We start from the raw sequence: 26,690 nt of genomic DNA on the forward strand, positions 1-26,690 counted from the left end.
GCAGAGAAAAGAAAACAACCCAGCAGTGCTGAGCCCACTCCCCCCCCCCCCCCCCCCCCCCCACCCCCCCCCCCCCCCCCCCCCCCCCCCCCCCCCCCCCCGCGGCCATATCCGGGAGATACACCATGACCACCGCGACGGCCCCAGGCCGCACCGCGACCGAGGGCTCGGGGGCGACGACGCCGTCGGCACCGCGGAAGCGCAAGCCCATGAAGAGCCCGTACCCCACGTGGTTCTTCATCCCCGCCGGCGTGTTCTACGTCGTGCTGTTCCTCATCCCGACGGTCGCGTCGTTCTACTTCTCGCTCACGCGCTGGACGCTGTTCGACGTCGAGTTCATCGGCTTCGACAACTTCGTGCGCTTCTTCCAGGAGCCGCAGCTCGTCACCGGCTTCGTCAACACCTTCATCTACGCGTTCCTGACGTCTGGTGCGAAGGTGGTGCTCGGCCTGCTGCTCGGCGTCTTCCTGAGCTCGCAGATCATCGCACGCGGGTTCCTCCGGGCGACCATCTTCTTCCCGGTGCTCGTGAGCACGATCGGCGTCGGCATCCTGTTCAAGGTCCTCATGGATCCGTTCGACGGGCCGATCAACGAGTCGCTCGCCCTGATCGGCATCGAGGGTCCCGCGTGGCTCACCGATCCGTCGCTCGCCCTGATCTCGGTCGCGCTCGTCGACATCTGGAAGGGCGTCGGCCTCGCCACGCTCATCTACATCGCCGGCATGGTCGCCATCCCGCAGGAGTACTACGAGGCCGCGAAGGTCGACGGCGCCGGGGCGTGGAACAACTTCCGCCACATCACGCTGCCGCTGCTCCGGCCGGCGACCGTCACGGTCGTGCTGCTCTCGCTCATCGGCGGCCTCCGCTCGTTCGACCTGATCTGGGCGATGACCGGCGGCGGACCGGGCTTCACGAGCGACGTGCTCGCGTCGGTCATCTACAAGCAGTACCAGGCGGGCTTCTTCGGCCTCTCGACCGCGGGCAACGTCGTGCTCTTCGTCGTGGTCGCCGCCATCATCTTCCCGCTCTCGTGGTGGCTCAACCGGAAGGAGGACGACCGATGACCAATCGGCTCTGGCGAGTCGGCGGCGGCGTCGCCGCGATCCTCGTCGCCCTCGTGATCTTCATCGTCCCCTTCCTGTTCATCGTGTTCACGGCGGGCAAGACGCAGGCCGAGTCCGCCTTCCTCGAGTTCACGTGGCCGACCGAATGGGTGTTCTTCGAGAACATCGCCACCGTGCTGCAGAACCGCGACTTCGTCCTCGTCCGCGCGTTCATCAACAGCACGATCCTCACCGTCGCCGCCGTCACGATCATGGTCGTGCTCGGCGCGATGGTCGGCTACGTGCTGCAGCGCCGGAAGTCGCGCTGGAACCCGCTCGTCAACGGCCTCGTGCTGGCCGGGCTCATCATCCCGCCCGCCGTGGTCCCGACGATCTGGGTGCTGCAGGGGCTCGAGCTGTTCAAGTCCATCCCGGGCCTCATCGCGGTGCATGTGGCGTTCGGACTCTCGTTCTGCATCCTGCTCTTCCGGGCGTTCGTCGCGACGATCCCGCGCGAGCTCGACGAGGCCGCGATCATCGACGGTGCCGGCCCGATCAAGCTCTTCTTCCGCGTGATCTTCCCGCTGCTGAAGTCGGTGATCGTGACCGTTATCGTCGTGCAGGCCGTCTCGGTCTTCAACGACTTCACGTTCGCGCTCTACTTCGCACCGGGCGACGAGAACGCGACGGTCCAGCTGACCACGTTCAACTACATCTCGCAGTCGGTGAGCTCGTTCAACCTGCTCTTCGCGAACGTGCTGCTCATCACCATCCCGCCGCTCATCATGTACATCTTCTTCCAGCGCCAGATCGTCGCGGGCATGACGTCCGGCGCCGTGAAGGGCTGACCGTGGGGGAGGCGCCGCCGCGCTCGGCCGATGAGCTGCGGCGGTGGGTGCGCGCGCGCTCGCCGCAGCCGTTCGACGACGCCGTCGTGGTGCCGCGCGCCGCCGATCACGACTGGGCCTACGGACGCGACCAGTACCCGCTGGGGCTGCTCGTGCGCCTGGTCGACGACGGCTTCGCCGCGAACCGGCACGTGCACTACCCGCGCAACCACGGCCGGCCGGTCGCGCGGGTGCGGTTCCGGGCGGTCGCGACGGGCGCCGGCGCGGTGCACGTGCGCGTGTCGGGGCGAGCGGATGTCGCGGAGCCGACGGCCGACGCGGTGCGCGTCGTCGGCGACGGCGTCGAGGTGCGCCTGGCGGGCCCGGGTACGACCGTCGAATTCGACGTGATGGCCGAGCCCGGCGGCGTCGCGGCGGTCGGCGTGCCCGTCGGCGCGCCGCTCGGGGAATGGGCGGCGAGCGTCGACGGCGTCTTCGAGGCCATCGCCACGCGGCCCGGCGGGGTGCACGCGCCCCACCTCGAGCCGCCGGGCACCGTCCAGGTCGCGGCCGTCCGCGCGGCCGACGGCCTGTACGACGTCGGCGCGCCGGTGCTCGGCCGCCCGGTCCTCGCCGTAGATCTCGAGCCGGTGGTGGGCAGCGGCGAGAGCCGTGCCGAAGCGCTCGCACCCGAGTCCGAGCGCGAGACCCGGCACGACGTCGTGCGGCAGTCGCCGGGCCGCGGCTGGACCACGCGACATCCGCTCGGCTTCAGGTACCTGGCGGTGGCGACGGATGACGCGCCCGCCGCGATCCCCGTGCTCGCCGAGGTCGCACCCCTCGATCGGCCCGGCGCGTTCGCCTGCTCCGACGACCGGCTGACGCGCATCTGGGCGACGGCCCAGTACACCCTGCGGCTCTGCGACCAGGGGCTCATGATCGACGGCATCAAGCGCGACCGGATGCCGTGGGCCGGTGACCAGGCGCTCAGCACGCTCGCGAACGCGTTCGCGCTGGGCGACGCGCAGGCGGTCGCCGACGGTCTCGTCGCGCTCGGGCGGCCCGACCACGGCTACGTCAACGGCATCGCCGACTACTCGCTGTGGTGGGTCGTGAACACCGACCAGTACGTGCGGTACTTCGGCGACGTCGCGCACGCGGTGCGCGAGGCGGAACGGATCGACGCGTTCGTCGCCGACCTCGCGCGCCACGCCGACGACCGCGGGATCTTCCGACCCGAGGCGCAGCGAGGCGGGTTCGCGGACTCCGGGCCGGGCTCGGTGTTCCTCGACTGGGGGCTCGCGCTCGAGGATGGGCGCGACCCGGTCGCCCTGCAGATGCTGTGGGCGTGGGCCCTGCGCAGCGCCGAGCGCGTGCTCGCGCGGGCCGGCCACGCGGGCGCGACCCGGTGGGGCCGGCTCGCCGACAGCGTCGAGGCGACGGTTCGCGCGCGCGGGTGGCTCGCGCGGGCGGGCCGGTGGGCCGACTACCTCGACGCCGACGAGGGCGCGTCGGAAGCGCCGTACGCGAACTTCCTCGCGGTGCTGGCCGGGCTCCACGACGACGGCGTCCCGGCCGGCGTCGTGGAGGCGATCCGCGGCCGCACCGCCGGCACGCCGTTCATGACGGCGTTCCGGCTGCGGGCGCTGCTCGCCGCGGGCGAAGCCGATGCCGCTCTCGCGGAGGTGCGCGACCTCTGGGGCCCGATGCTCGACGCGGGCCCCGGCACCTTCTGGGAGGAGGCGGCGACGGACGGGTCGCCGCTCGAGATGTACGGCCGCCCGTTCGGTCGCAGCCTCTGCCACGCGTGGTCGGCCGGGCCCGCCGCCCTCCTGCCCGAGGCGGTACTCGGTCTGCGCCCGCTCGCCGACGGCTGGGCGCGGTTCGAGGTGTCGCCGCGGCTGGGCGGGTTGGACTGGGCCGCGGTGGTCGTGCCCGCGCCGACCGGCGACATCGTGGTGCGGGCCGGCGCCGACACGGGCGCACGCCGCGTCGAGGTCGAGGTTCCGGCGGGCACCGCGCTCGTGCGGGGCGACCGCGTCGACCACGGACCGGCGCTCGTCGTGTGGGCGCTCGCCGAGTCGGATGGCCCCGAGCGCGCCGCGACCACCGCGAGCTGATGGACCGAGGGGAGCGCGACGCATGGAGCACCACGAACGCACCCTCCGCGACTACGTCGACTCCGTGCGCCGCGATGCTCGGACCCTCGCCGTGATCGCCGTCGGCTCGGTCGCCTGCGGCTCCGAACGGCCCGACTCCGACGTCGACGTCTACCTCGTCGTGGACGACGACGCGTTCGACGCGGCCCTCGCCCGCAACCGGATCTCGTGGGTCGAGCCGCACGCCGCGCACTACGCCGGCGGCTACGTGGACGTGAAGCTCGCGAGCCCGACCGTGCTCGCGACCGCCGCCGCATCGGGCGATGATCCGATGCGCGCGTCGTTCGAGGGCGCGCGCATCGCGTACGCCCGCATCGACGGGCTTCGCGGCACGCTCGACGCCATCGTGCGACGCCCCGACGCGGCGTGGGATGCCGCGGTCCGTTCGCAGCTCGCACAGGCGCGCATCCACGGCGGCTACTTCCTCCCGCAGGCCGAGTCCCGTGATGACCCGTTCCTGAGGGCGCACGCGTCGACCCACCTCGCGCTCGCCGCGGCGCGCGCGGCGCTGGCGGAACGGCGGACGCTCCTGCGCGGGCCCAAGTACGTCGCGGCCACCCTCGAGCGCCTGGAGCTGCCCGACGGATTCCTCGACCGCTGGCGGCAGCTCCTCGCCGCGCCCGGCGCCGCATCGGGCGCGCGGCTGCTCGGGTCGCTCGAGTCGTGGCTCGGTCCCGAGACCGACCCCGACGCCACGCTCTCGACGTTCATCCGGGACAATGAGCTCGCCTGGCTGTCCGGCGAGCCGCCGCCCGAGTACCGCTGATCCGGCGGTGCGGCTCCGCTTCGGGCGCGGCGGGGACTGCGATCATGGAAGGACCGGGCGCGGCCCGGTGATGACAGGAGGACGGGCATGGCAGTGAGCGTGCGCGACGTCGCGGCCGCGGCATCCGTCTCGGTCGGCACCGTCTCGAACGTGCTGAACCGTCCCGAGAAGGTCGCGCCCGACACGGTCGCGCGCGTGCTCGCCGCCATCGACGAGCTCGGCTTCGTGCGCAACGACGCCGCGCGCCAGTTGCGCGCCGGTCGCAGCCGATCGATCGGCCTGGTCGTGCTCGACGTGCGCAACCCGTTCTTCACGGATGTCGCGCGCGGCGCCGAGGACCGCGCCGCGGAGGACGGCATGACGATCCTGCTCGGCAACAGCGACGAGAACGCCGACCGCGAACGCGCCTACCTCGACCTGTTCGAGGAGCAGCGCGTGCACGGCGTGCTCATCTCGCCGCTGGCCGACGACCTGCCGCGTCTCGCGCGGCTCCGGAAGCGCGGCGTTCCGGTGGTGCTCGTCGATCGCGAGGCCGAGGACCGGAGCTTCTCCTCGGTCGCCGTCGACGACGTCGTGGGCGGGGCGCAGGCGGTGCGCCACCTCGTCGAGTCCGGTCGCCGGCGGATCGCGTTCGTGGGCGGGCCGACGAGCATCCGCCAGGTCGCCGACCGCCTCGAGGGAGCGCGGCGCGCCGCCGCCGAGCGGCCCGGGATCACGCTCGAGGTGATCCCGACCGAGTCGACCACGGTGCTCGAGGGGCGGGCCGCGGGCGAGCGCATCCGCGAACGCGCGCCGGAAGACCGCCCCGATGCGGTGTTCGCGGCCAACGACCTCCTCGCGATGGGCGTGCTCCAGGCGCTCGTGATGCTGGGCGACACGCGCGTGCCCGACGAAATCGCGCTCATCGGCTACGACGACATCGACTTCGCGCAGGCCGCGGTGGTGCCGCTCTCGTCCATCCGGCAGCCGGCCTGGCTGATCGGCTACACGGCCGTCGACCTGCTCCTCCGCGAAGCGCGCGACGGCGCCGAGTTCGCGCCCGACCAGGTGCAGTTCCAGCCCGAGCTCGTCGTGCGCGAGTCGACGCGAGCGCCCGCGTAGCGCTCGAGGCGTCGTCGAGAACGCCAGCCGACGCGGGCACGCTGGGTTCCAGCGCCGCCGTCCACCGTCGCTGCTGCCTCGGCTACGAGAAGCGGGCCCCACCTGCACGGTCCAGGTGGACATCGCCCGAGCCGACCTCCATGTTCCGGCGCACCTCCCAGATCCGGTAGCCGACCATGTACGTGTGCACCTTCGGATCGGGGATGATCCGCACGAAGCACACCCGCGTCTCGCCGCGTTCCCGGGCGCGCGCATAGCCCCGAAGGATCCGGCGTCCCATCCAGAAGTCCTCGAACACGCGGGTTCCGGCGGCATCGTCCCAGTTCAGCAGCTGGGCGCGTCCGTGCAGCTGGATGGTCGCAGGCGGAAGGAAGGTGAGCGCGGGTCGGGGGATCGGGATCACCAGCGACACCCGCGGATCGGACGCGATGTTGCGGGCCTTCAGCAGGTGACGGCGGGTCATGACGTACAGCGCGAAGGGATCGCCGTCGCGCGTGGAACCGTAGTTCACCCCTGCCGAGTGCGGGGCGCCATCCTTCCCGACGGTGGACAGCACCGCGAAGTGCTGCCGGCGGATCTGCTCGATCACGAGCGCGGGCGTCACGCGCGCCGTGCCGGTTCGGTTGGTCATCATCGTCCCTCGATTCGCAGCAGTGGGAACGCAACTGGACCGATCAGGTCAGAGCGAGTCGAGGAGCCCCTGCATGGTGGCGATCTCCTCGGTCGGCGACTCGATGATCTGCTCGGCCAGGGCCACGGCGTCAGGGTTCTCCCCGTCGTCGACCTGGCCCTGCTGTAGGGAGACGCCGATCGGCCTCCCGCACGCGGTGCGCGGGAGGCCGATCGGGTTCGGGGTCAGGGCGTCAGCGCGTCAGCGCCGGAAGTGCGAGCCCAGTCGCTCGCCGGCGTGCACGGCGGCGTTCGGCGAGGCCTTCGCCGTGCCGCTCACCGAGGCCGTCGACATCGCGAACGTGAGGATCGCGTGCGCGGCGGCATCCGACATCTCCTCGAGCGCGAGCGTGTTCACGTTGGTGATCACGTCGTTGTACTCGAGCGCGCCGTCGTACTCCGCGTTCAGCGCCTCGTAGAGGCCTGCGTCCGCGCCATCGCCGATCGGGTCCATGCTGTCGCAGGCCTGGTGGTAGCACGGGTCGTACGACACGGGCTCACCGTCATAGGTCGCGAGGCCGCCGTAATCGGCGACCTGGTCGGCCGTCTTGGCATCCTCGGCGCCGGTGAACAGGCCGCCGGCCGGGATGCCCGAGCTGATGAACGCGTCGTAGTCGGAACGACCGTCGAACTCCGTCGGCTCGGACTCGAGGCCCTGCGAGGCGAAGTAGTCCTCGAAGACCCGCTGGATGTTCGCGCTGCCGGTCGGGCCCTTGGTGCCGAACGCCCCGCCGCTGCCGTCGTAGACGAAGCGGGCGTAGTTCGGCGAGCCGATCATGTCGAAGTTGAGGTACAGCTGGATGTCCTGCCGCTGCTTCTTCGTCAGCGAGTCGACGTAGTACTGCGATCCGACCAGTCCGGCCTCCTCGGCACCCCACCACGCGAATCGCACGGTGTTGCGCGGCTCGATGTCGAGCGCGGCCATCTGCAGCGCGATCTCGAGCAGGGCGGCGGAACCGGTTCCGTTGTCCTCGATGCCGGGACCCTCCGACACGGAGTCGAGGTGCGCACCCGCCATGACGACCCGGTCGTCACGACCGGTCGGCGTCTCGGCGATGAGGTTCGACGTGGCCACGTCGCGTTCGATCAGCGTGTCGGTCACGAGCCGGATCACCACCGTCTCGCCCGAGCTGAGCTGCGCCGCGAGGTCGTTGCCGATCTCGAACGAGGTGCCGATCACCGGGATCGGGTCGTTGAACTGGTCGCCGAGGGTCGCGGCGAGGGTCTCGGTGCGACCCTCCTGGCCCTCGTTGAAGATGATGACGCCCGCTGCGCCCGCGTCGTACGCGTTCGCGGCCTTCACCGCGAAGTCGCACGTGCCGCGCTGGATGAGCGCGATGTTGCCCGCTTCGAACCCGACGAAGTCGCTCGCCTCGCAGCCGCTGCTCGAGGAGCTCGCGGTCGGACCCGGGGGGAGCACGAGGTCGACGGCCTGGAGCTCGGCGCCTTCGATGTCACCACTGCCGGAGTACTCGGCGGTGTAGAAGTCGACGTTGGGCTCGTACACGGTCGCGTCCGGAGAGAGCTGCTCGAACACGGGCTCGGACAGCTCGGTGAACTTGTTGAAGGTGAACTCCTGCACGGTGACCTCGTAGCCCGCATCGACGAGCAGGTTCCGGAGGTACTCGATCGAGTCGTCGTAGCCGGGCGTGCCGCTGGCTCGCGTACCGCCGTTCTCGGGCTCGTCCGCGATCAGCTGGAGTTCGTTGAGATGATCCATGATCGCCTCGGATGTCACGGCCTCGCGCAGCGCGCTCGTATCCGTGGGCACCGCGGCGTTCGCGCTGGTGCCGACCATGGCGATGGCGGCCGTGGCCGCCACCACCCCGATGGTCGCCTTGCTGATGTGCTTCACATTTCCCTCCCTGCGACGTTGCAGAACCGGGCGTGGGTTTCGTCCGGGATGCCGGCGGGAACCGGGTTGGCGTCCGCCGCACACCCGACCACTCTTGGCACAGCCGGGCGTGCGGGTCAAGGGGTGTTCCGAGGCGACCGGATGCGCAAGCCGCCCAGGCCGCGTGCTCGTCGGAGTTCAGGCAGCACCCTCGTCGCCGCGCGCCGTCTGCGAGACCGAGAGCCGAACCTTCGCGGCCTCGCGCCCGAGATGCCACTTCCACCGGCTCCGCGCCGCCCGCACCCCGTGCAACCGGCATCTCGGGTGGTCGTCCTGTCAGGAGCCCGTCCGCGCTCCTGATCGAGTTGCCATTTCCGACTGGGTGTCGGTGTGCGGTTCCCGGAGGACATGACAACTCGAGCCGGGTGTTGAGATGGGATCAGGTGCCGGATGTCGCGGGCGCGGGCGGGCACGGCGTCGTGCGTGGCGCCCCGGCCGGGCGGTCCTTCGCGAGGGGGAGCGGTCCGGTGCGCCGGGCGACGTCAGTCGGCGCCATCCGATCGATCACGTCGACCGGCGCGGTCCGCTCGATGACGTCGACCGGGCGCGTGACCGGCACCGCGATGGCCGCGGTCGGCGCCTCGGCGTACGCGAGGCCGAAGCGCGGCATCCGCCCGTCGACCGGATGGCGCACCACGCGCAGCCCGCGCGCGACGACCAGCCACGCGAGGCCGACGAGCGCGGCCACGCCGGCCGCGGCCGCGGCCACCCCGAGCGCCCAGCGCGGACCCCACGCATTGGCGACCGCGCCCACGATGGGCGCGCCGATGGGCGTTCCACCCGACAGGATCGCCATGTACAGCGCCATCACGCGGCCGCGCAGGAGCGGGTCGGTCGTGGTCTGCACGTAGCCGTTCGCTGTCGTGAGCATCGTCACGATCGTGAAGCCGATGAAGACGGTGGATGCCGCGAACAGCCAGTACGTCGGCATCACGGCCGCGACCGTGGCGGCGACTCCGAAGAACGCGACGGCCGCGATGATCACCCGGATGCGGGCGCGGTCGCGCTTCGCGGCGAGCAGCGCGCCCGTGAGCGAGCCGATCGCGAGGATCGACGAGAGCAGGCCGTACTCGCCCGCGCCGCGCCCGAACTCGACCGCCATGGTCGACGAGAAGATCGGGAAGTTCATGCCGAACGCGCCGATGAGGAACACCATCACGAACACGACGACCAGGTCGGGGCGACCGGCCACGTAGCGGAAGCCCGCGACGAAGGCGCCGCGCTCACGGGGAGCCCGTGGCATCCGGCGCAGCTTCGAGCCCCTGAGCTTCGCGAGGGCTATCAGCACGGCGATGAACGTGACCGCGTTGATCACGAACACCCAACCCGTGCCGACGAGCACGATGAGCACGCCCGCGAGCGCCGGACCGATCATGCGCGCCGCGTTGAACGACGCCGAGTTGAGCGCGACCGCGTTCGACATGTTCGACGACGACACGAGGTCGGCGACGAACGTCTGGCGTGCGGGCACGTCGATCGCGTTGGCGATGCCGAGCAGGCCGGCGAAGACGTAGAGGTGCCACAGCTCGGCGTGGCCGAGGATGAGCAGCGCGCCGAGCGCGAAGCCCAGCAGCATCATGGCCGACTGCGTGAACATGAGCACCTTGCGGCGCTCGAAGCGGTCGGCGATCAGGCCGGTCACGGGTACGAGCAGCAGCTGCGGCGCGAACTGCAGCGCCATGGTGATGCCGACCGCGAGCGCGTCGTTGTCGGTCAGCTCGGTGAGCACGACCCAGCTCTGGGCCGTGGCCTGCATCCAGGCGCCGATGTTGGAGATGAGGGCGCCGACGAACCAGATGCGGTAGTCGATCGACGACAGGGAGCGGAACATGGCTTTCACAGGGTGGCGAGGTCTCCCATCAGTTCGGCGGCTCGGGCGAGGGTGGCGCGGTCCTCCTTCGACAGGTCTCGGAGGCGCGTGGTCAGCCACGCGTCGCGCTTCTTGAGGGTGGTCGCGACGATGTCGCGGCCGGAGTCGGTGAGGCGGATGTTGGTGCGGCGGCGGTCGGCCTCGTCGGCCTCGCGCACGAGGTAGCCGGTCTCCTCCAGGCAGTTGACCGTGCGGTTCATGGATGGCGCCGACACGCGTTCGCGCTCGGCGAGCTGTGTGAGCGTCAGCGGGCCCTGCTTGTTGAGCCAGGCCAGCACGGCGAACTGGCCGTCGGAGAGGCTCGGGTCGACCCGCTCGGCGCGGAGTCGGCGGGCGAGTCGCAACGTGGCCATGCGCAGTGCGGAGCTCTGCTCGGCGATCGTCCCCATGAGGTACTTAGCATAACTCATTAGCCATGCTAAGTAAAGTCCGCGATACCCGCTCGCCGCGTGTCGGAAACACCGCGGTAACGCCCGGCTGGAACGCTCTGGTCATGGGCAGCCTCTTCGACGGATACGTGGCGACACGGCCGCGACGACGCGCCCGCACGCCGGCGTGGGACGAGATGTTCCCCGCCGGAGCGCGGGCGGTGCGCGAGCCGTACCGCGAGCTGTATCCCGCGCTCGCGCGCATGACGCAGGAGGAGCTGCGCGGCCGGACCGACGCGCTCGCGAGCTCGTACCTCGCGCAGGGCGTCACGTTCGACTTCGCAGGCGAGGAACGGCCGTTCCCGCTCGATGCCGTGCCGCGCGTCATCTCCTCCGCGGAGTGGAACGTGGTGGAGGCGGGCGTCGCACAGCGCGTGCGCGCGCTCGAGCGGTTCCTCGGCGACATCTACGGCCCGCAGCACGCGATCCGCGACGGCGTCATCCCGGCCGCGCTCATCAGCTCGTCGAACCACTTCCACCGCCAGGCGGCCGGGATCCTGAGCGCCAACGGCGTGCGCATCCACGTCGCCGGCATCGACGTCATCCGCGACGAGGTCGGCGCATGGCGCGTGCTCGAGGACAACGTGCGCGTGCCGAGCGGGGTCTCCTACGTGATCTCGAACCGGCGCGTCATGGCGCAGACCCTGCCCGAGCTGTTCACGTCGATGCGTGTGCGACCCGTCGGCGACTACCCCAACCGACTGCTCCAGGCGCTGCGCGCGAGCGCGCCCGAGGGCGTCGACGATCCCACCGTCGTGGTGCTCACGCCCGGCGTGTTCAACTCCGCCTACTACGAGCACACGCTGCTCGCCCGGCTCATGGGCGTCGAGCTCGTCGAGGGCCGCGACCTGTTCTGCTCGGGCGGCCGCGTCTGGATGCGCACGACCGCCGGCCCGACGCGCGTCGACGTCATCTACCGCCGCGTCGACGACGAGTTCCTCGATCCGCAGCAGTTCCGCCCCGATTCGGTGCTCGGTGCGCCGGGCCTCATGCTCGCCGCCCGGCTCGGACACGTCACGATCGCGAACGCGGTCGGCAACGGCGTGGCCGACGACAAGCTCGTCTACACGTACGTGCCCGACCTCATCCGCTATTACCTCGGCGAGGAACCCATCCTGCCGAACGTCGACACCTGGCGGCTCGAGGAGCCCGAGGCGCTCGCCGAGGTGCTCGACCGCCTCGACGAGCTCGTCGTGAAGCCCGTCGACGGGTCGGGCGGCAAGGGCCTGGTCGTCGGGCCGGATGCCTCGAAGTCGACCCTCGCCGAGCTGCGCGGCCGGCTGCTGAACGACCCCCGTGGCTGGATCGCGCAACCGGTCGTGCAGCTTTCGACCATTCCGACGCTCGTCGACGACGGGATGCGTCCCCGCCACGCCGACCTCAGGCCGTTCGCGGTGAACGACGGGAACGACGTGTGGGTGCTGCCCGGCGGCCTCACGCGCGTCGCCCTGCCCGAGGGGCAGCTCGTCGTGAATTCGAGCCAAGGCGGCGGTTCGAAGGACACCTGGGTGCTGGATGACGCGACCGTCACGGGCCCCATCACCGGCCTCGTGCCCGCCCGCAACGGCAACGGCGTCGGCGGGGTGGTCGCCGACCAGGCCACCGCTCCGGTCACGGCGTCGACGCCCGTCGTCGAGGTCGAGCAGGCCGCCCCGCATCGCAGCCACCGCCCCGAGTCGTCGCCCCAGGACGAGGACGCCCCCGTCCGGCAGCAGCAACAACAACAGCAACAGCAACAGCAACAGCAACAGCAGCAGCAGCGCACTCGGCCGTCGGAGCGTGAGGAGATGGGATCGTGCTGAGCCGCATCGCCGAGTCGCTCTTCTGGATCGGCCGCTACATCGAGCGCAGCGACGGCACCGCGCGCATCCTCGACGTGCACCTGCAGCTCCTCCTCGAGGACCCGTGGATCGACGAGGACACCGCGTGCCGCGCCCTGCTCTCCGTGATGGGCAGCGAGGCCGACGACGACGTCGCGCTCGGCCGCGACCACGTGATCGCCCAGCTCGCCGTCGACCCGCGCCATCCGGCCTCGATCGCCCACTCGATCACGGCGGCGCGCGAGAACGCCCGCCGCGCCCGCGAGATCGTGTCGACCGAGCTGTGGGAGGCGCTGAACCAGACGAACGCACGGATGCCCCGGCACGTGGCATCCGACAAGACGCACGAGTTCTTCCGCTGGGTGCGCGACCGCGCCGCACTCGCGCTCGGCGTGGTCGACTCCGCGACGAGCCGTGACGAGGCGTGGCACTTCTTCAACCTCGGCCGCTCCATCGAACGCGCCGACATGACCGCGCGCCTGCTCGCCACGCGCTCGCTCACGGAGGCGAGCGGTCCGAGCTGGACCACGATCCTCCGCAGCTGCGGCGGGTACGAGGCGTACCTGCGCAGCTACCGCGGCGTGCCGTCCACGCAGTCGGCGGCCGAGTTCCTGCTGCTCGACCGGCTGTTCCCGCGCTCGATCATCTCGAGCGTCATCCGCGCCGAGGAATCGCTGCGCGAGATCGACCCGCGCGCCGGCCGCGTCGGCGTGACCGACCAGGCCCAGCGGCTGCTCGGCCAGATCCGCTCGGAGCTCGAGTACCGGCCGATCGGCGACATCCTGCTCGACCTGGCCGCGCACATGGAGCACGTGCAGGAGGTCGTCTCCGACGCGAGCGACGCCATCCGCCACCGCTACTTCCCGGCGAGCGTCGTGCCCGTCTGGATCGGGGAGGTCTCGTGAGCCGCCTGCGCATCGTGCACCGCACCGGGTTCGACTACGCCGAGCCCGCGACCGCGTCGTACAACGAGGCGCGCATGCTGCCGTCCTCGGCCGGCGAGCAGTTCGTGCTGCACGCGTCGCTCGACATCCGGCCCGGTGCGACGCAGCACACCTACGTCGACTACTGGGGCACGCGCGTGTCGACGTTCGAGGTGCTCACCCCGCACCGCGAGCTCTCGGTCACGGCCACGAGCGTCGTCGAGGTGCGGCCGCTCCCCGGGCGCGGGCCCGAGCCCACGTGGGACGAGCTCGCCGCCATCCGCGCCTCGAGCGTGCCGTTCGTCGAGCTGACGACGCAGACGGATGCCACGGAGCCGCCCGCCGAGGTCGCCGCGCTCGCCGCGGAGATCGCGGCGCAGGGCCTGCCCGTCGGCGAGACCGCGCTCGAGATCTCGCGCGCCATGGGCGAGGCCGTCGAGTACGTCACGGGCGTCACCGCGGTGAACTCGACCGCGCGCGAGGCGTGGACCGAGCGCAAGGGGGTCTGCCAGGACATGGCGCACCTCGCGATCGGCGCGCTGCGGTCGGTCGGCATCCCCGCGCGCTACGTGTCGGGGTACCTGCACCCCGACCGTGAGGCGCCCGTCGGCGTCACGGTCGCGGGGGAGTCGCACGCGTGGGTCGAATGGTTCGCCGGCTCGTGGCGCGGCTACGACCCCACCAACCTCGCCGAGGCCGGCGAGCTGCACGTGCTGGTCGGCCGCGGCCGCGACTACGGCGACGTGCCGCCGCTGCGCGGCGTGTACGCGGGACCCGGCTCGTCCGAACTGTTCGTCTCCGTCGAGGTCACGCGCGAGGCGTGAGCGCGCGGCCCGCGCCGCGACATCCGCCCGCCCTCCCTCGATGACAGGATGAACGCATGCCGACGTTCACCGATTCGTATGGGGTGCGCATCCACTACGAGCACTGGCGCGTCCCGGATCCCACGGCGGTCGTGCAGCTCGTCCACGGCATCGGCGACCACCGCCGGCGCTACGGCGCCCTGGTCGCGTCGCTCAACGAGGCCGGGTACTCGGTCTGGGCCGACGACCACCGCGGACACGGCGAGACCGGCTTCGAGCAGCACGGCGGCGATCCCGAGCGGATGGGGCGCCCGGGCGTCGGCGGGATGAAGGCGGCCATCGAGGGCGTCGAGCAGTTCACGTCGATCATCCGCGGCGAGGAGGAGTCGGTCCCTCTCGTGGTCCTCGGGCACTCGTGGGGGTCGTTCATCGCGCAGCACCTGGTGAACCGGCACCCCAGGTCGTACGACGGGGTCGTTCTGACGGGCACCGCCTACCTCCAGCTCGGCTACACCAACATCGGCGATCTCAACCGGCGCTTCGCGCGGCCCGACGGCACGGCCATGGAGTGGTTGAGCCGCGATCCCGCAGTCGCGCGGGACTTCATCGACGACCCGTACACGACGCAGCGCACACTGCAGCAGCTCTTCGGCTGGCCCCAGTCGTTCACGCTGATGACCCGGCCCTCCAAGCGGATCCCGAGCGAGCTGCCCCTGCTCATCATGGTGGGTTCCGACGACCCCGTCGGGGGTGAGCGCAGCACGCGCGCGCTCCTCAACGACTACCTGCGGCGCGCGCACCTGCTCGATGCGACGCTCCTCGTGTACGACGGCGCCCGCCACGAGCTCTTCAACGAGACGAACCAGGACGAGGTGCGGGCCGACCTCATCCGCTGGCTCGACGAGCGCTTCGCCGCCGACTGACCTTGCCTTTCTCAGGCGTTATCCGGCGGGTCGCGCGCAGGTCCGGCGTGTCGTCCTGAGAACGGCCCCGGAACGGCGTTCCGGGCCTGAGAAGAGTAGAGGGAGGGGCGGGGAGTCAGGTGCGCGGCGACAGGTTGAAGCCGAGCAGGCGCGCACGCCGCTGCCCGTCGAGCTCCTCGAACCTGAGGTCGGTGAGCGCGCAGTTCTCGACCACGGGGAACAGCTCGCGGTACCGGTCGGGGTCGATGCCCAGCAGGTCGCACAGCACGAGCCGCATGAGCGTCGCGTGCGTCACGACGAGCACGCGCCCGTGCGGGAACTCGTCGACGAGCTCGAGCAGCGCCGGTAGCGCGCGGGCGATGCCCTCGACGCCCGACTCGCCCGCGGGCATGGGTTGGCGTGCCGGATGGCGTTCGAACGCCTTCCACTCGGCCGGCATCCGCTCGTCGAGCTCGGCCGGCGTGAGCCCCTCGCCGGAGCCGAAGTCGATCTCGACGAGGCGCGGGTCGATGCGCGCCTCGAGGCCCGTGGCATCCGCCGCCGGCTTCGCGGTGAGCCGTGCCCGCTGCAGCGGGGACGCGACGATCGCCGAGAGCCGCGCCCGGGTGGCCCACGCGCCGAGCTCGTCGGCCTGCACGAGGCCGTGGTCGGTGAGCTCGACGTCGGACGAGCCCGCGTAGCGGTGCTCGGCGTGCCACACGGTCTCGCCGTGCCGCGCCAGGAAGAGCGTCGTCATCGCGGCCTCCGTTCGCCGTCTCGATCGGTCGGACGTGTGCCGAGCCTACGCCCGCCGGAACCGCCCGCGCCGCGGCATCCGTAGGCTGGAGCGCATGCACGGTGAGTACAAGGTCCCCGGCGGCAAGCTCGTGGTCGTCGACTTCGACGTCGACGGCGGCGCGATCCGGAACGTTCGCGTTGCAGGCGACTTCTTCCTCGAACCCGACGAGGCGCTCGACGACCTCAACCGGGCGATCGAGGGGCTGCCCGCGGCATCCGACGCCAAGCAGATCGCCGCGGCGATCGCCAAGGGGCTGCGGCCCGACGCCGTCATGCTCGGGTTCTCGCCCGAGTCCATCGCGGTCGCGGTGCGCCGCGCGCTGACGGATGCCAGGACCTGGGCCGACTACGAGTGGGAGATCGTGCACGACCCCGCCGTCCCGCCGCGCGTGCACCTCGCGCTCGACGAGGTGCTCGCGACGCGCGTCGGCGAGGGCCGCCGCAAGCCCACGCTGCGCTTCTGGGAGTGGGAGGAGTCGGCCGTCGTGATCGGCTCGTTCCAGTCGGTGAAGAACGAGGTCGATCCGGATGGCGCGCAGCGCTACGGCTTCGACGTCGTCCGCCGCATCTCGGGCGGCGGCGCGATGATGATGGAGAAGGGCAACGTCGTCACGTACTCGCTGTACGTGCCCGCCGAGCTCGTGCAGGGCATGAGCTTCGCCGACTCGTACGCGTTCCTCGACGACTGGGTGCTGCAGGGCCTGCGTTCGCTCGGCATCGAGGCGACGTACCAGCCGCTCAACGACATCGCGAGCCCGGCCGGCAAGATCGGCGGCGCCGCGCAGAAGCGCCTCGGCTCGGGTGGCGTGCTGCACCACGTGACCATGGCCTACGACCTCGACAACGCCAAGATGCTCGAGGTGCTGCGCATCGGCCGCGAGAAGATCAGCGACAAGGGCATCGCGTCGGCGGCCAAGCGCGTCGACCCGCTGCGCTCGCAGACGGGCCTCGCGCGCGCCGAGATCATCGAGCGGCTGAAGCAGACGTTCGCCGAGCTGTACGGCGCGACGCCCGGCACGGTAACGCCCGACGAGCTCGCCGAGGCCGAGGCGCTCGTCGCGTCGAAGTTCGCGACCGAGGAGTGGCTGCAGCGCGTCCCCTGACCGGTCGCGGCGCGGGAGGCAGCGGCGGCTGGGGAACCCCTGAACGTGAGCGGTCGTCACTCCGTCTAGAATCGCCGGGTGGACTGGTGGATGATCCTCCTCATCGGAGGCGCGGTGATCGTGCTCGGCGTCCTCGCGACCCGCCTCGGCTGGATCGACCTGTCCGACAAGACCAAGCGCGGCAAGCCGTCGGGCGCCGCCGTCATGATGATCGGCGACGAGGTGTTCGCCCCGCGCAAGTACGAGGCGCAGGTCGAGCTCGATCGGCAGTCGCGCCTGCCCGCACCGGCTCCGCTGCCCGGCGACGGCGACAAGGGCATCGCGTTCGCCGCGGCCGATGCCGACGACGACGACCCCGACCGGTTCCGCGGCCGCATCCGCCTCGACGTCGAGCGCTGACCCCTACGCGTCGACGAGCGTCGCGCCCCACTCGCGCGCCCGCTCGACCTCGCCGTCGGCGATCGGCCCCGAGTACCCGTGCACCCCGAACGTGTTCGGCTTGTCGACGGGCCGGAACCCCTTCGCGACGAGCTGCTTGAGCGCCTTCTTCGCGGCCGACCCCGGCAGTCGCGGATGCACCGTCCGCGTGTCGAACGTCGCGACCGCGACGGGCGAGGCCGGCGCCGCCAGCTGCTCGAGCCATTCGCGGATGCCCGCCGCCGGGATCCGCGTCGCGCCCTGCTGCCGCGCCGAGTCGCGCGTCGACTTGGTCGTCATCGAGAAGGCGTGCGTCGGCCCGCCGACCACGACGAGGTCGACGTCGGGGTCGATCGCCGCCGGCGCGTCGGCCGCCTCGACGAGCTCGACCGTGTCGACGCCGGCACCCGCGCGAAGCCCCTCGGCGATCGCGTTCGCGAGCTCGCCCGTGTTGCCCCAGATCGTCTCGTACACCACCAGTGCCCGCATGGTCCCGTCCCGTCCCGTGTCCGTCTGCTCGCGCGACAGGTTACGGCGACGGATGCCGCGGCGGCAGGGACCTTCGACCGATCGGGCCGTGCAGGCGTCTGGGGCGCCCGCCGACGCCGACGTGCCGGCCGGTCATCGCGCCGTCCGCTGGCAGACTTGACCGGTGGCCGCCGCCGACGAACCCGACCGCATCATCCACGCCGACAACCTCGACGTGCTGCCGACGCTTCCCGCCGGCCGCTTCACGCTCGTCTACCTCGACCCGCCGTTCAACACGGGGCGGAGCCAGGCGCGCCAGTCGACCACGCACGTGCGGCAGGGCGGGTCGGATGTCGCGGCGCCCGAGCCATCCGGAACCATCACGGGGTTCGCCGGCAAGCGGTACGAGCGCATCCGCGGCGACCTCATGCGCTACGACGATCGCTTCGACGACTACTGGGGCTTCCTCGAGCCGAGGCTCGCCGAGGCGTGGCGGCTGCTCGCCGACGACGGCACGCTCTACCTGCACCTCGACTACCGCGAGGCGCACTACGCGAAGGTGCTGCTCGACGCGCTGTTCGGGCGCGAGTGCTTCCTCAACGAGCTGATCTGGGCGTACGACTACGGGGGCAAGTCGAAGCGGCGCTGGCCGACCAAGCACGACACGATCCTCGTGTACGTGAAGGACCCGGAGCGGTACTGGTTCGACTCGGAGGCCGTCGATCGTGAGCCGTACATGGCGCCCGGCCTCGTCACGCCCGAGAAGGCCGAGCGCGGCAAGCTGCCGACCGACGTGTGGTGGCACACGATCGTCTCGCCGACCGGTCGCGAGAAGACCGGCTATCCGACGCAGAAGCCCGAGGGCGTGCTGCGCCGCATCGTGCAGGCGTCGAGCCGGCCGGGCGACTGGGTGCTCGACGCGTTCGCGGGGTCGGGCACGACAGGCGCCGTCGCGCGCTCGCTCGGGCGCCGCTTCGTGCTCGTCGACGAGCACGCCGAGGCGATCGAGGTGATGCGGCGACGGTTCGCGGATGCCGGGGACGTGCGCTTCGACCGGTGACGCACGACGTAGGACCCCGCGCAGGTGCTACGCCGACACGCGGCGCACGAGCCGCGTCGGCATGATGTTGCGGTGCGGCACGTCTTCGCCGGCGAGGATGCGCAGCAGCAGGTCGGCCATCATGTAGCCCATCTGCTCGGACGGCTGGTGCACGGTCGTGAGCGGGATCGCCGACGCCGTCGCCGCCGGGCTGTCGTCGTAGCCCACGACCGCGATGTCCTCGGGCACGCGGCGGCCGCGCTCGCGGAGCACCGAGAGCGCACCGGTCGCCATGAGGTCGCTCGCGACGAACAGCCCGTCGAGGTCGGGCACGCGGTCGAGCAGGCGGCGGGTCGCATCGACGGCGCCCGCGACGGTGAAGTCGGCGGTCTCGACGGCGTCGTCGGGTACACCCGCGGTCGTCACCGCGCGCCGGAATCCGTCGAGCCGGTCGACGGCGGCGGGCATGTCGAGCGGGCCCGTGATGGTGCCGACGCGGCGGCGACCGATCGCGAGCAGGCGCTCGGTCGCCGTCATCCCGCCCTCGAGGTTGTCGACGTCGACGTAGATGTCGTCGTCGGCGATGTTCGGCGGGCGGCCGCCGAACACCATCGGCATCTCGTGCGCCGCCTCGTGCAGCGAGTGGTCGCCCTCGTGGTGCGAGACGACGAGCGCGCCGTCGACGACGCCCGAGCGCAGGTATCGCAGGGTCTTGCGGGTGGGGTCGCTCGTCGAGAGCAGCAGGTTCAGCAGGTACTCGCTCGTGTCGAGCCGGCGCGTGATGCCCTGCACGATCGCGGCGAAGTAGGGGTCGCCGAAGAACATGGTGGTGTCCTCGGGCACGACGAGCGCGATCGCGCCCGAGGTGCGGCTGGCGAGCGAGCGCGCCGCCCGGTTGGGCACGTAGTTGAGCTTCGCGATCGCCGCGTTCACGGCGCGGACGACCTCGGGCGACACCTTGGGCGAGCCGTTGACGACGCGGCTGACCGTCGCGCGCGACACGCTCGCCTCGCGCGCGACCATCTCGAGCGTCGGCGCCGACGGCCGCGCCCCGGTCCCGCTCGCCCCCTGCATGCTCGTCAGTCTATTTCGGAGGGGCGGTGAGGCGGCGGTCCGGGGCGGCGGCGGGTCGGCTCGGCGGGTTCAGCGAGCGGATGCCGCGGGCAGGGTGCGGTCGCGGGTGATCCGCTGGTACGCCAGCCCGCTGTCCTTGATGGTGCGCTCCTGCGTGTCGTAGTCGACGCGGACGAGGCCGAACCGCTTGTCGTAGCCCCACGCCCACTCGAAGTTGTCGAGGATCGACCAGTAGAAGTACCCGTGCACGGGCGTGCCCTCGTCGATCGCGTCGAGGACGGCACCGAGGTGCGAGAGCAGGAATTCCGTGCGCTCGACGTCGTGGATCGCGCCGTCGGGCGAGACCTCGTCGTCGTAGGCGGCGCCGTTCTCGGTGACGAAGAGTCGCACGCCCGCGGGCCCGGCGTACTCGCGGTGCACGCGGCCGAGCAGTTCGCGCAGCCCGTCGGGTTCGACCTCCCAGCCCATGACGGTCTGGGGGAGGCCACGGGAATGGAAGTGCACGCCGTCGGCGGCCGGGAACGGCGAGCGGGTCGGGCGATCGGTCGGCGCCTCGCCGCCATGCGGCGTCGTGGGCGGCTCGGCACTGACGTACTCACCGTGGTAGTAGTTCACCCCGAGCGCGTCGATCGGCGTGGAGATGACCTCGAGGTCGCCGGGCCGGATCACGTCGCGGAGGCCCAGGTGCCCGACGTCCGCCAGGAGGTCGCCCGCGTAGTGACCGCGGAAGATCGGGTCGAGGAAGACCCGGTTGAACTGGCCGTCGATCCGGCGCGCGGCGTCGAGGTCGTCGGCGCTCGTCGGATCCACGGGCGTGGCGTTCGTGAGGTTCAGCGTGATGCCGAGCTCGAGCGACGCGTCGCGCTCGCGCAGTGCCTGCACGGCGAGCCCGTGGCCGAGCATGAGGTGGTGCGCCGCCTGGAGGCCGGCCGCGACATCCTGCCGCCCGGGCGCGTGCGCCCCGGCCGTGTACGAGAGGAACGACGAGCACCACGGTTCGTTCAGCGTCGTCCAGACCTTCACGCGGTCGCCGAGCGCATCGTGCATCGTGAGCGCGTAGTCGCGGAACCGGTACGCGGTGTCGCGGTTCGTCCAGCCGCCCTGCTCCTCGAGCGCCTGCGGGAGGTCCCAGTGGTAGAGCGTGAGCCACGGGAGGATGCCGGCTTCGAGCAGCTCGTCGACCAGGCGCGAGTAGAAGTCGATGCCCTCGGGGTTCACGGCTCCGCCGTCGGGTCGCACACGCGCCCACGACGTCGAGAAGCGGTAGGTGTCGAGGCCGAGCCGGCGCATGAGGGCGACGTCATCGCGGTAGCGGTGGTAGTGGTCGCACGCGACATCCCCGTTGTCGGCGTTGATCACTGCGCCCGGCACGCGGCTGAAGGCGTCCCAGATGGAGTCGGTGCGGCCGCCCTCGTGGGCCGCGCCCTCGATCTGGTAGGCGGCCGCGGCGGCCCCGAGGAGGAAGCCCTCGGGGAACCGGCGGACGGCGGCGGTGGTCGTGGCGGCGGCGGGTGCGGGGTGGGTGACGGTCATCCCTTGACGGCTCCTTGCATGATTCCTGAGACGAGCTGCTTGCCGGCGACGACGAACAGCAGGAGGAGGGGAATGGTCGACAGCAGCACGCCCGCGAGCACGATCGAGTAGTCCACGAAGTGGTTGGACTGCAGGAGCGAGAGCGCGACGGGCAGCGTGGGGTCGCTGCGGTCGAGCACGATGAACGGCCAGAAGAAGTTGTTCCAGGCCGTGACGAAGGTGAACAGGCCGAGCATCGCGGCGGCCGGGCGGGCGGCGACGAGGCCGACGGTCCAGAACGTGCGGATCATCGATGCGCCGTCGACGCGGGCGGCCTCGATGAGCTCGTCGGGCACCGACTGCCGCAGGTACTGCGTCATCCAGAACACGCCGAAGGCGCTCGTGACGGCCGGCACGATGATCGCCCCGATCTGCCCCGTCCACCCGAGGTCGGAGAACAGGATGTACAGCGGGACGACGCCGAGCTGCATCGGCACGGCCATGGTCGCGACGACGAACACGAGCAGCGCCTTCGAGCCCGGGAAGCGGAGCTTGGCGAACGCCCACCCGGCGAGCGTCGAGGTGACGACGACGGATGCCGCGATCAGCGCCGAGCTCACGATGGAGTTCCACAGGGCCGGCCAGAAGTTCACGGCCGGGTCGTTCACGACGGTCGCCGCGTTGGCGAGGAAGTTCCCGCCGGGCCACCACGAGAAGTCCTGGTCGTTGATCGTCGTCGAGTCGCCCGACCCGATGAGGAACGACCAGTAGAAGGGGAAGAGCGAGGCGATCAGCACGACGGCGAGGCCGGCGTAGACCCAGAGGCCGGCGCGGTTGCCGCGGATGCGGGTCGTCCGCGCGGGCGTTGCGGTGCCGGGGGTGGTGATGGTCGCGGTCATGGCTATCGCCGCCCTTCGTCGCGCACGAGGCGTCTCGTGACGAGCAGGTTGATGAGGCCGATGACGAGGATGATCAGGAACAGGATCCAGGCCAGCGCCGCCGCGCGGCCGAAGTTCCACTCGCCCCAGCCGATGTTGTAGAGGAACAGCGTGATCGTGAGCCACTGCTGGGCCGGTCCGCCCTCGCCGGTGTGGTCGAACATGCGCGGCTCGTCGAAGATCTGGAGCCCGCCGATCGTCGAGGTGATGATCACGAAGATGAGGGTCGCCTTGAGCGAGGGGAGCGTGATCGACGTGAACTGCCGGAAGGGTCCCGCTCCGTCGACGGTGGCGGCCTCGTAGTAGTCGCGGGGGATGGCCTGCATGGCGGCGAGCAGGATCAGGGTGTTGTAGCCGGTCCAGCGGAAGTTCACCATCGTGGCGATCGCGACGTGGCTCCAGAACGGGTCCTTGTGCCACGGCACGGCCGGCAGGCCGAGGTCGGTCAGCACGGTGTTCACGAGGCCGTGGTTGTCGCCGAACATGTTGCTGAAGATGAGGGCGACGGCGACCGGCGCCATGACGAACGGCACCAGCACGCTCATGCGCCAGAAGGTCCTGGCTCGGATGTTGCGGTCGAGCATCGCGGCGATGAACACCGCGGCGACCAGCTGCGGCACGCTCGAGAGCAGGAAGATGCTGAAGGTGTTGCGCAGGGCGGTCCAGAACTGCGGGTTCTGGAGGATCCAGACGTACTGGTCGAAGCCGACGAACTCCCCGGAGTTGCGGACCAAATCCCACTCCATGAACGAGATCACGGCCGTGTACGCGATGGGGAAGAGGCCCACGACCGCGAACATGATGAAGAACGGCGAGATGTAGAGGTACGGCGAGACCTTCAGGTCCCAGCGGCTCAGGTGCCGGCGGAACGAGATCACCCGTACCGGGCGCTGCGCGGGCTCGATCGGCGCGGCCGGGGGCGCCGGCGCTGGGGGGCGGGTTTGCGTCGTGGTCACGATGGCTCCGTCTCAGGGGCGAGGTGGATGCTGCGGGGTGGGGGTGGGGGGGGGGGGGGGGGGGGGGGTGTTGCCCCCCCCCCCCCCCCCCCCCACACCCTTCCGGGCTAGAAGGCCTCGACCTCGGAGACCCACGTGTTCCACGAGGTCTGCTGGTCCTCGGCGCCGTCGAAGACGCGGTTGACCGCGTTCTGGAGCGCGTCGTGGTACTTGAAGTAGTCGGCGTCCTTGTACGGGGCCACCGACACGGCTTCGGCACGGCTCGAGAGGATCTCACCGGTCGGCGCGGCGTTGAAGTAGTCGTTCGTCGCGCTCGCGAGCTCGTCGCCCTCGAGGGCGTCGACCTGGCTGGGGAAGGTGCCCGCGTTGGCGAAGGCCTTCATCTGCGTCTCGGGGCTGGTGAGCCAGTCGGCGAGCTCGAGTGCGGCCTCGACGTTCTCGCCGTCGGCCGGCACGGTGAGGTACGAGCCGCCCCAGTTGCCGCCGCCGTTGGGGAACACGTCGGCGATGTCCCAGCCGGTGACCTCGGCGGCGTTGCCCGAGATGACGCCGAGCATCCAGCCCGGGCACAGCATCGCGGCGAACTCGCCGTTGGCCATCGAGGCGAACCAGTCGTCGGACCACTGGCCGGAGTACGCCGAGTTCGGGATGGCGCGCTCGACGACGAGGTTGTACGCCTCCTCGATCTCGGGGTTCTCGGTGGCGATGACGGTGCCGTCCTCCTCCGTGTACGTGTACTCGATCTGGTTCACGATGCCCTGGAGCACCGAGTTGGCCGAGTCGATCATCGGCTTGCCGGTGGCTGCACGGTACTGGTCGGCGACGTCGAGGAAGTGCTCCCAGTCGCCATCGAACAGCGCGGCGACCTCGCCGCGGTCGGTCGGGAGGCCGGCGGCCTGGAAGAGGTCGGAGCGGTAGCAGATGCCCTGGGGGCCGATGTCGGTGCCGAAGCCGACGAGGCGGCCGTCGGCGTCGGTCGCGGCGGCCTCCTTCCAGTCGAGCCACCGGCCCTTGACGCTGTCGGGCGCCTCGGCGAGCAGGTCGGAGTACTGCATGGCCTCGGCGAACCAGTCGATCTCGACGGCCTCGATGTCGGCCAGGCCGCCCTTGCCGAGCTTCTGGAAGAAGTTGGCGCGCGCGTCGCCCGACTCGGCGGCGCGGTTGTGGACGATCGTGACCTCGGGGTGCTCGTCCATGTACTCCTGGAGGAGCTCGTCGGTGTAGCCGAAGTCGTTGAACGTGGCGATGGTCAGCTCCACCGGGCCGTCGGCGTCGGCGGTCTGGTCGCCCGCGGCGCAGCCGGTGGCGATGAGGGCGAAGGATGCGGCGCCGGCGACGGCCGCGAACGCCTTGGTGCGTCGTGAGAGATTCACGGTCACTCCCTTGTGTGCGTGGATGGGTTTGCAGGGCGCTCGTGCGAGCGCGCTGAAGAAGGAGTGAGAGCGCTCTCACGATGCGGTTTCCGATGGTAGGGACATCGGCTCGAAGATGTCAAGAGAGCGCTCTCACAATGTCGTCTGTATCGCGCATGGGCATGCGCCGACTCCCGAGCGCCCCGCAGGATCCGTGCGGCGGATGCGGATGAAACGGAGGGTCCGCTCCCGGCGTCCTCGGAGGAGCGACGATTACCGTTCCTCACGTGCCCCGACCTCTCCTCCTCGCCGGACTCGCCGCCGCCATCGCGGTCGGCGCGAGCGGGTGCGCCGGGATCCCGCCGCTGCCGCCGCAGGCATCGGTCGGCACGGTGACGCCCGACCAGCAGCGCGGCGCGGAGACCGCCCCGGCGACGCCCGACGAGGAGGAACCGGCCGACGACGCCGACGAGCCTGCGACCGACGCCGGAGCCGACGCCACGGTCGACGTCGCCACCGACCCCCGAGTCGCCGCACAGGTCGACTATGTGCTCCAATACTGGTCGGACTACAACGACGAGGAGTGGGGCGTGCTCGAGCGCAACGGCTGCGTGAACTTCGCCAGCCAATCGCTGGTGGTGCGCGGCTGGGAGCAGTCGAGCCAGTGGTACCACGGCGGCGACCCGTACTCGTCGTCGGCGTCCTGGCGCAGCTCGACCGCGATGCGGAACTGGCTCGCGAGCCGCCCCGACCTGGCGACCCCCCTCGAGGATGCCCAGCGCGACCAGGTGCAGCTCGGCGATCTCGTGCAGTTCGACTGGGACAACTCTGGCGACCGCGACCACACCGGCGTCGTCACGCGCATCGAGCGGTCGAGCACGGGCGTCAAGGTCTACTTCGCCGGGCACACGCTCGACAGCGACTACCGCGACGTCGATGTCGCCATCACGCAGGAGCACCCCGGAGCGTCGGTGTACTACTGGCGCCTGGCCGGCTGATGCCGCCTCGCGCACCGGTCTCCGCTCGCGTCCGCAGGAACCGCCTCATCGCCGGTGCGATCGCGCTCGCGGTCGTCGTCGGCGGGTCGATCACGGCCGCGACGCTGTTCGTCGCCGCCGGCGCCCCCGACGACAGCCCCGCGGCATCCGCCTCGGTCTCGTCGACGCCCACGCCCTCGCCGACGGTCGCACGACCCTCGCCCGCCGCGACGCCGACGCCCACGCCCGTCGCCACGTTCGACAAGGCGGCGCGCTCGATCGACGACCCCATGAGCATCTGGGTCGTCGTCGACAAGCTCCGCCCGCTGCGGCCGATGGACTTCGAGCCGAGCGACCTCGTGTCGGTGCCGGTCGCGCACACGTGGGAACCGCTCCTGCGACAGGAGGCGTCGAACGCCGTCGTTGCGCTCTTCGCCGCGGCGAAGGCCGAGGCCGGGCTCTCGCTCGCCTCGAACAGCGCCTACCGCTCGTACACCGCGCAGCAGAACGTCTACGTCGGCGACGACGAGCTCACGGCGCGCCCGGGGTTCAGCGAGCACCAGACCGGGCTTTCGATCGACATCGGCGCCGAGTCGGGCGTGTGCTCGATCGAGGTGTGCTTCGCCGACCTGCCCGAGGGGCAGTGGCTCCGCGACAACGCGCACCGCTTCGGGTTCATCCTGCGCTACCCGGCCGACAAGCAGGCGGTGACGGGCTACCAGTTCGAGCCGTGGCACTTCCGGTACGTCGGCGTCGACCTCGCCGAGGAGATGCGCGAGACGGGTGTGACGACCCTCGAGGAGTTCTTCGGGCTCCCGCCCGCCCCGGCCTACCAGTAGCTGCGGGCCGGC

25 protein-coding genes are annotated in these 26,690 nt (G+C 71.2%); 14 read left to right on the forward strand and 11 right to left on the reverse strand.

Features of this window, described 5'->3' with window-relative positions; genetic code table 11:
* The first annotated feature begins 125 nt into the window (after positions 1 to 125).
* The 5 genes from ACZ4TW_RS06825 to ACZ4TW_RS06845 all read left to right on the forward strand — a co-directional run bounded on the left by ACZ4TW_RS06825 (position 126) and on the right by ACZ4TW_RS06845 (position 5,896).
* Positions 126 to 1,064, forward strand: coding sequence for a carbohydrate ABC transporter permease (locus ACZ4TW_RS06825; protein WP_465541442.1), 939 nt, complete (start codon positions 126 to 128; stop codon positions 1,062 to 1,064).
* Positions 1,061 to 1,891: a carbohydrate ABC transporter permease gene (locus ACZ4TW_RS06830; RefSeq protein WP_465541443.1), complete on the forward strand. Its 831-nt coding sequence runs from the start codon at positions 1,061 to 1,063 to the stop codon at positions 1,889 to 1,891. The genes ACZ4TW_RS06825 and ACZ4TW_RS06830 overlap by 4 nt, the downstream gene beginning before the upstream one ends.
* Before the next feature lie 2 nt (positions 1,892 to 1,893).
* The gene (locus tag ACZ4TW_RS06835) at positions 1,894 to 3,990 is read left to right on the forward strand and encodes an alpha-L-rhamnosidase-related protein (RefSeq protein WP_465541444.1); all 2,097 of its coding nucleotides are present in this window, start codon (positions 1,894 to 1,896) and stop codon (positions 3,988 to 3,990) included.
* 22 nt (positions 3,991 to 4,012) lie between these two features.
* The gene (locus ACZ4TW_RS06840; protein ID WP_465541446.1) at positions 4,013 to 4,795 is read left to right on the forward strand and encodes a nucleotidyltransferase domain-containing protein; all 783 of its coding nucleotides are present in this window, start codon (positions 4,013 to 4,015) and stop codon (positions 4,793 to 4,795) included.
* An 87-nt stretch (positions 4,796 to 4,882) separates the two neighbouring features.
* Positions 4,883 to 5,896: a LacI family DNA-binding transcriptional regulator gene (locus tag ACZ4TW_RS06845; RefSeq protein ID WP_465541448.1), complete on the forward strand. Its 1,014-nt coding sequence runs from the start codon at positions 4,883 to 4,885 to the stop codon at positions 5,894 to 5,896.
* A gap of 82 nt (positions 5,897 to 5,978) precedes the next feature.
* Here ACZ4TW_RS06845 and ACZ4TW_RS06850 read toward each other — a convergent pair whose 3' ends face one another.
* From ACZ4TW_RS06850 to ACZ4TW_RS06865, 4 genes are all read right to left on the reverse strand, one after another.
* Complete coding sequence (locus tag ACZ4TW_RS06850) at positions 5,979 to 6,527, reverse strand: pyridoxamine 5'-phosphate oxidase family protein (protein ID WP_465541450.1); 549 nt, start codon at positions 6,525 to 6,527, stop codon at positions 5,979 to 5,981.
* 240 nt (positions 6,528 to 6,767) lie between these two features.
* Positions 6,768 to 8,420 (reverse strand): M20/M25/M40 family metallo-hydrolase, encoded by a 1,653-nt coding sequence (locus ACZ4TW_RS06855; protein WP_465541452.1) that lies wholly within the window; start codon positions 8,418 to 8,420, stop codon positions 6,768 to 6,770.
* A gap of 418 nt (positions 8,421 to 8,838) precedes the next feature.
* Entirely contained in the window at positions 8,839 to 10,290 is a 1,452-nt protein-coding gene (locus ACZ4TW_RS06860) for an MFS transporter (protein ID WP_465541454.1), read from the reverse strand.
* 5 nt (positions 10,291 to 10,295) lie between these two features.
* A complete protein-coding gene (locus ACZ4TW_RS06865; RefSeq protein ID WP_465541455.1) occupies positions 10,296 to 10,739 on the reverse strand; it encodes a MarR family winged helix-turn-helix transcriptional regulator in 444 nt (147 codons plus the stop codon).
* Positions 10,740 to 10,822: 83 nt separating this feature from the next.
* Between ACZ4TW_RS06865 and ACZ4TW_RS06870 the strand changes: the two genes are divergently transcribed.
* Genes ACZ4TW_RS06870 through ACZ4TW_RS06885 form a run of 4 tightly spaced genes read left to right on the forward strand, consistent with a single transcriptional unit; the run spans position 10,823 to position 15,226 of the window.
* Positions 10,823 to 12,559: a circularly permuted type 2 ATP-grasp protein gene (locus ACZ4TW_RS06870; protein ID WP_465541457.1), complete on the forward strand. Its 1,737-nt coding sequence runs from the start codon at positions 10,823 to 10,825 to the stop codon at positions 12,557 to 12,559.
* On the forward strand, positions 12,553 to 13,482 hold the full coding sequence (locus ACZ4TW_RS06875; protein ID WP_465541459.1) for an alpha-E domain-containing protein: 930 nt from the start codon (positions 12,553 to 12,555) through the stop codon (positions 13,480 to 13,482). The genes ACZ4TW_RS06870 and ACZ4TW_RS06875 overlap by 7 nt, the downstream gene beginning before the upstream one ends.
* On the forward strand, positions 13,479 to 14,324 hold the full coding sequence (locus tag ACZ4TW_RS06880; protein ID WP_465541461.1) for a transglutaminase family protein: 846 nt from the start codon (positions 13,479 to 13,481) through the stop codon (positions 14,322 to 14,324). Before ACZ4TW_RS06875 ends, ACZ4TW_RS06880 begins: the two co-directional genes overlap by 4 nt.
* 56 nt (positions 14,325 to 14,380) lie before the next feature.
* Positions 14,381 to 15,226 carry an alpha/beta fold hydrolase gene (locus tag ACZ4TW_RS06885; RefSeq protein ID WP_465541463.1) on the forward strand — a complete coding sequence of 282 codons (846 nt, stop codon included), beginning with the start codon at positions 14,381 to 14,383 and terminating at the stop codon, positions 15,224 to 15,226.
* Between the two features lie 115 nt (positions 15,227 to 15,341).
* Here the strand turns inward: ACZ4TW_RS06885 and ACZ4TW_RS06890 are convergent, their stop codons facing one another.
* Positions 15,342 to 15,962 carry a histidine phosphatase family protein gene (locus ACZ4TW_RS06890; RefSeq protein WP_465541465.1) on the reverse strand — a complete coding sequence of 207 codons (621 nt, stop codon included), beginning with the start codon at positions 15,960 to 15,962 and terminating at the stop codon, positions 15,342 to 15,344.
* A 94-nt stretch (positions 15,963 to 16,056) separates the two neighbouring features.
* On the opposite strand from ACZ4TW_RS06890, the gene ACZ4TW_RS06895 reads away from it, so the two are divergent.
* Both ACZ4TW_RS06895 and ACZ4TW_RS06900 read left to right on the forward strand, forming a co-directional pair.
* Positions 16,057 to 17,106 carry a lipoyl protein ligase domain-containing protein gene (locus tag ACZ4TW_RS06895; protein ID WP_465541467.1) on the forward strand — a complete coding sequence of 350 codons (1,050 nt, stop codon included), beginning with the start codon at positions 16,057 to 16,059 and terminating at the stop codon, positions 17,104 to 17,106.
* Positions 17,107 to 17,184: 78 nt separating this feature from the next.
* Positions 17,185 to 17,505, forward strand: a complete 321-nt coding sequence (locus tag ACZ4TW_RS06900) for a hypothetical protein (protein ID WP_465541469.1) — start codon at positions 17,185 to 17,187, stop codon at positions 17,503 to 17,505.
* A 3-nt stretch (positions 17,506 to 17,508) separates the two neighbouring features.
* On the opposite strand, the gene ACZ4TW_RS06905 is transcribed toward ACZ4TW_RS06900, so the two are convergent.
* Positions 17,509 to 18,012, reverse strand: coding sequence for a flavodoxin family protein (locus ACZ4TW_RS06905; protein WP_465541470.1), 504 nt, complete (start codon positions 18,010 to 18,012; stop codon positions 17,509 to 17,511).
* Between the two features lie 163 nt (positions 18,013 to 18,175).
* On the opposite strand from ACZ4TW_RS06905, the gene ACZ4TW_RS06910 reads away from it, so the two are divergent.
* The gene (locus ACZ4TW_RS06910) at positions 18,176 to 19,051 is read left to right on the forward strand and encodes a DNA-methyltransferase (protein ID WP_465541472.1); all 876 of its coding nucleotides are present in this window, start codon (positions 18,176 to 18,178) and stop codon (positions 19,049 to 19,051) included.
* Between the two features lie 27 nt (positions 19,052 to 19,078).
* Here ACZ4TW_RS06910 and ACZ4TW_RS06915 read toward each other — a convergent pair whose 3' ends face one another.
* The 5 genes from ACZ4TW_RS06915 to ACZ4TW_RS06935 all read right to left on the reverse strand — a co-directional run bounded on the left by ACZ4TW_RS06915 (position 19,079) and on the right by ACZ4TW_RS06935 (position 24,889).
* Positions 19,079 to 20,104, reverse strand: coding sequence for a LacI family DNA-binding transcriptional regulator (locus tag ACZ4TW_RS06915; protein ID WP_465541474.1), 1,026 nt, complete (start codon positions 20,102 to 20,104; stop codon positions 19,079 to 19,081).
* A gap of 69 nt (positions 20,105 to 20,173) precedes the next feature.
* On the reverse strand, positions 20,174 to 21,637 hold the full coding sequence (locus ACZ4TW_RS06920) for a GH1 family beta-glucosidase (RefSeq protein WP_465541476.1): 1,464 nt from the start codon (positions 21,635 to 21,637) through the stop codon (positions 20,174 to 20,176).
* The gene (locus ACZ4TW_RS06925; protein WP_465541478.1) at positions 21,634 to 22,515 is read right to left on the reverse strand and encodes a carbohydrate ABC transporter permease; all 882 of its coding nucleotides are present in this window, start codon (positions 22,513 to 22,515) and stop codon (positions 21,634 to 21,636) included. The genes ACZ4TW_RS06920 and ACZ4TW_RS06925 overlap by 4 nt, the downstream gene beginning before the upstream one ends.
* Positions 22,516 to 22,517: 2 nt before the next feature.
* Positions 22,518 to 23,510, reverse strand: coding sequence for a carbohydrate ABC transporter permease (locus ACZ4TW_RS06930; protein WP_465541480.1), 993 nt, complete (start codon positions 23,508 to 23,510; stop codon positions 22,518 to 22,520).
* 107 nt (positions 23,511 to 23,617) lie between these two features.
* The gene (locus ACZ4TW_RS06935; RefSeq protein ID WP_465541482.1) at positions 23,618 to 24,889 is read right to left on the reverse strand and encodes an ABC transporter substrate-binding protein; all 1,272 of its coding nucleotides are present in this window, start codon (positions 24,887 to 24,889) and stop codon (positions 23,618 to 23,620) included.
* Between the two features lie 260 nt (positions 24,890 to 25,149).
* Here ACZ4TW_RS06935 and ACZ4TW_RS06940 point away from each other — a divergent pair, with 260 nt between their 5' ends.
* Positions 25,150 to 25,860, forward strand: coding sequence for an amidase domain-containing protein (locus ACZ4TW_RS06940; protein WP_465541483.1), 711 nt, complete (start codon positions 25,150 to 25,152; stop codon positions 25,858 to 25,860).
* A complete protein-coding gene (locus tag ACZ4TW_RS06945) occupies positions 25,860 to 26,678 on the forward strand; it encodes a M15 family metallopeptidase (RefSeq protein ID WP_465541485.1) in 819 nt (272 codons plus the stop codon). The genes ACZ4TW_RS06940 and ACZ4TW_RS06945 overlap by 1 nt, the downstream gene beginning before the upstream one ends.
* The last annotated feature ends 12 nt before the right edge of the window (positions 26,679 to 26,690 follow it).

The sequence above is a fragment of the Agromyces sp. NPDC029043 genome (genome assembly GCF_055564615.1).